The organism is Candidatus Collinsella stercoripullorum (genome assembly GCF_027669965.1).
Lineage (GTDB): Bacteria > Actinomycetota > Coriobacteriia > Coriobacteriales > Coriobacteriaceae > Collinsella > Collinsella stercoripullorum.
This window is the reverse complement of the sequence record NZ_JAQECM010000081.1, coordinates 874-5425: the sequence shown is the minus strand read 5'-3', so window position 1 is coordinate 5425 and position 4552 is coordinate 874. Positions and strand designations below refer to the sequence as shown.

The window sequence follows — 4552 nt, the reverse complement described above, 5'->3', positions numbered from 1 at the left end:
CTGGCAATATATCTCCTTGCCGCGCGGCGCAGCCGGGCGGCGGGAACCTTGAGAACCGGATACCGCGGGGAGGCCGGAAGGCCTCACGACGGACAGGAGATCACATAAGAGACACCATCAGGGCGCCCGAGCGGCGCCCGAGCGATGAGCGACGCGTGGAAGCGCGCCGCGGGCGGCCCCGCAGGGGGCCGCGCCCGCGGTTCCTTTCACCAGGATGTCGTGACGCGAACGATGGATCCGATCGGCGTCAGCCGGACCGGGCGGGCTCCTACGACCTGACCGCCGCCCCCTCTCGCGGGGGCGGCTCAATTGGACGGAGAGTTCGATCCTGGCTCAGGATGAACGCTGGCGGCGCGCCTAACACATGCAAGTCGAACGGCACCCGCCCTCGGGCGGAAGCGAGTGGCGAACGGCTGAGTAACACGTGGAGAACCTGCCCCCCTCCCGGGGATAGCCGCCGGAAACGGCGGGTAACACCCGATGACCCCGCACCCGGGCATCCGGGAGCGGGCAAAACCCAGGTGGAGGGGGATGGCTCCGCGGCCCATCAGGTAGACGGCGGGGTGACGGCCCACCGTGCCGACAACGGGTAGCCGGGTTGAGAGACCGACCGGCCAGATTGGGACTGAGACACGGCCCAGACTCCTACGGGAGGCAGCAGTGGGGAATCTTGCGCAATGGGGGCAACCCTGACGCAGCGACGCCGCGTGCGGGATGGAGGCCTTCGGGTCGTAAACCGCTTTCAGCAGGGACGAGTCAAGACTGTACCTGCAGAAGAAGCCCCGGCTAACTACGTGCCAGCAGCCGCGGTAATACGTAGGGGGCGAGCGTTATCCGGATTCATTGGGCGTAAAGCGCGCGTAGGCGGCCGCGCAGGCGGGGGGTCAAATCCCGGGGCTCAACCCCGGGCCGCCCCCCGAACCGCGCGGCTTGGGTCCGGTAGGGGAGGGCGGAACACCCGGTGTAGCGGTGGAATGCGCAGATATCGGGTGGAACACCGGTGGCGAAGGCGGCCCTCTGGGCCGAGACCGACGCTGAGGCGCGAAAGCTGGGGGAGCGAACAGGATTAGATACCCTGGTAGTCCCAGCCGTAAACGATGGACGCTAGGTGTGGGGGGACGATCCCCCCGTGCCGCAGCCAACGCATTAAGCGTCCCGCCTGGGGAGTACGGCCGCAAGGCTAAAACTCAAAGGAATTGACGGGGGCCCGCACAAGCAGCGGAGCATGTGGCTTAATTCGAAGCAACGCGAAGAACCTTACCAGGGCTTGACATGGCGGTGAAGCGGGGGAGACCCCGTGGCCGAGAGGAGCCGCCACAGGTGGTGCATGGCTGTCGTCAGCTCGTGTCGTGAGATGTTGGGTTAAGTCCCGCAACGAGCGCAACCCCCGCCGCATGTTGCCATCGGGTAGTGCCGGGCACCCATGCGGGACCGCCGGCGTCAAGCCGGAGGAGGGCGGGGACGACGTCAAGTCATCATGCCCCTTATGCCCTGGGCTGCACACGTGCTACAATGGCCGGTACAACGGGAGGCGAGCGCGCGAGCGCGAGCGGATCCCTCAAAGCCGGCCCCAGTTCGGATTGGGGGCTGCAACCCGCCCCCATGAAGTCGGAGTTGCTAGTAATCGCGGATCAGCATGCCGCGGTGAATGCGTTCCCGGGCCTTGTACACACCGCCCGTCACACCACCCGAGTCGTCTGCACCCGAAGCCGCCGGCCCAACCTTTCAGGGGGGAGGCGTCGAAGGTGTGGAGGGTGAGGGGGGTGAAGTCGTAACAAGGTAGCCGTACGGGAACGTGCGGCTGGATCACCTCCTTTCTAGGGAGACGAGCTTCCTGGAATCGGAAGACATTCTTTCAGGCGAAGGACCCGCCCGGTCCTCCCGTCCGCCGGACTCCCGCGGTACCCGGTCCCCGGGGTATCCCCGCGTACCTTGAGAGCCGCATAGCGAGACGGGCCGGCGTGAGCCGGCCCGGGCCGCCCCCGACGAGGTCGGGGGCGGGACGAGCGAGATGGGAATCATCTCGAAAAACATCTAATCGATTCTGCGACACGTGACCACACGACAGGGTTCCCCTGTCCGAGGGAGCGGTCGACATCGAACGACGATCGCGCCCGGGGCATGCGCCCCGGGCGGTATGATTCTGCCCCGGCCCCCGCAGGGGGGCCGGAAGATACGGAACGAGAACGCGACATATGAGAAGATATGCAGGGCGCACGGCGGATGCCTTGGCACGGGAAGCCGACGAAGGACGCGGCAAGCTGCGATAATCCGCGGTTAGGGGCACACACCCTACGACCCGCGGGTCTCCGAATGGGCGAACCCGCCAGGAGAGGTCCTGGCATCCCCCTTGGGAACACATACCTTGGGGGAGGACAACCCGGGGAACTGAAACATCTAAGTACCCGGAGGAGAAGAAATCAACTGCGAGATCCCCCGAGTAGCGGCGAGCGAAAGGGGGCCTAGGCCAAACCGGCGAGGGAATACGGGCGGCAGCCTTCTCCCCGCCGGGGTTGCAGGGCCATGTGTCCGGGGGCTGCCGCCCCCGGCGGCGACGCACCGAGGGGAGCCGAACGGCATGGGAAGGCCGGCGGCACAGGGTTAGGGCCCCGTAGGCGGACCCTCAGGCGCGCGCCGATCACGGTCCCTGAGTAGGGCCGGGCACGTGAAACCCGGTCCGAATCTGGGTGGACCACCATCCAAGCCTGAATACTCTCCCGTGACCGATAGCGAACGAGTACCGCGAGGGAAAGGTGAAAAGCACCCCGGGAGGGGAGTGAAACAGCACCTGAAACCGTGCGCCCGCGAGCAGTCGGAGCCCCCTCGCGGGGTGACGGCGTGCCTTTTGTAGAATGAGCCAGCGAGTCGCTGGCCGGCGGCGAGGTTAAGCTAGCAAGCGAGCCGTAGCGAAAGCGAGTCCGAACAGGGCGCCATCAGTCGCCGGCCGCGGACGCGAAGCCGGGTGAGCTATCCCTGGGCAGGCTGAAGCGGGGGTAAGACCCCGTGGAGGGCCGAACGGCAGTGCGTTGAAAAGCGCTCCGATGACCTGGGGATAGGGGTGAAAGGCCTATCAAACCCGGAGATATCTCGTTCCCCCCGAAATAGCTTTAGGGCTAGCGTCGGGGGTTCACCGTCGGAGGTAGAGCACCGGATCGATGAGGGGGCTTCGCCGCCTACCGATTCGAACCGAACTCCGAATGCCGACGGCCCACACCCCGGCAGTCAGAGCATGTGGGCTAAGCTGTGTGCTCGAGAGGGAAACAGCCCAGACCGCCCGCCAAGGTCCCCAAATCCGCGCCGAGTGGCAAAGGATGTGCGCTCGCGCAGACAACCAGGAGGTTGGCTTAGAAGCAGCCACCCCTTCAAAGAGTGCGTAACAGCTCACTGGTCGAGTGGGCGCGCGCCGACAATACACGGGGCTAAGCGCGGTACCGAAGCGGCGGGATGAACTTCGTTCATCGGTAGGGGGGCGTCGATCGCGGGGCGAAGCGGCCGGGGAACCGAGCCGTGGACCGCGACCGAGCGAGAATGCTGGCATGAGTAGCGAGAGTGGAGAGGGTAACTCCACCGCCGTAAACCCGAGGTTTCCTGGGCGAGGCTAATCCCCCCAGGGTCAGTCGGGGGCTAAGGCGAGGCCGGGAGGCGTAGCCGAAGCGCAGCAGGCAGACATTCCTGCACCGTGCGCGCACCGTTCACGACCGACGGGGCGACGGATTGGGGTGGCTCGGCGGGGTTCTGGACGTCCCCGTGATGGAGCGCGGCCCGAGGGACAGGGAAATCCGTCCCTCGCACAGGGCGAGGCTCCGGACGAAGCGGTTGAGCGAAGCGAGTGAGCCCGAGGTCCCCAGAAAAACCCCTAGGCAGGGGCGCGCGCGCCCGTACCGCAAACCGACACAGGTGGGTGGGTAGAACATACCGAGGCGATCGGGTCAACCATGGTCAAGGAACTCGGCACAATGGCCCCGTAACTTCGGGAGAAGGGGTGCCCCCGCGTAGGTGGACGGACTCGCTCCGCGAGCCGAGGGGGGCCGCAGTGAAGAGGCCCAAGCGACTGTTTACCAAAAACACAGGACTCTGCAGAAGCCGCAAGGCGACGTATAGGGTCTGACGCCTGCCCGGTGCCGGAAGGTCACGCGGAGGCGTTAGCCGCAAGGCGAAGCGCCGAAGCCAAGCCCCGGTAAACGGCGGCCGTAACTATAACGGTCCTAAGGTAGCGAAATTCCTTGTCGGGTAAGTTCCGACCTGCACGAAAGGCGCAACGACTTGGGCGCTGTCTCGACCATGGACCCGGTGAAATTGCACTGGTCGTGAAGATGCGACCTACCCGCGGAAGGACGGAAAGACCCCGTGAACCTTCACTGCAGCTTGGCATTGGCCGCTGGACGCGCGTGTAGAGGATAGGCGGGAGGCTGAGATGCCGGGGCGCCAGCCCCGGCGGAGCCGACCTTGGAATACCGCCCTCGCGCGCCCGGCGTCCTAACCCGCGTCCGTCATCCGGCGCGGGGACCGTGCCAGGTGGGTAGTTTGACTGGGGCGGTCGCCTCCTAAAGGG

2 rRNA genes (1 of these 2 cut by a window edge) are annotated in these 4552 nt (G+C 66.1%); both read left to right on the top strand.

What is annotated here, in order from left to right:
• Positions 1–310 precede the first annotated feature (310 nt).
• Positions 311–1817, top strand: a 16S ribosomal RNA gene (locus tag PHA29_RS10275).
• Positions 1818–2196: 379 nt separating this feature from the next.
• Positions 2197–4552, top strand: a 23S ribosomal RNA gene (locus PHA29_RS10270); it runs 637 nt beyond the window's last position.
• Together the 16S and 23S rRNA genes form the textbook arrangement of a ribosomal RNA operon.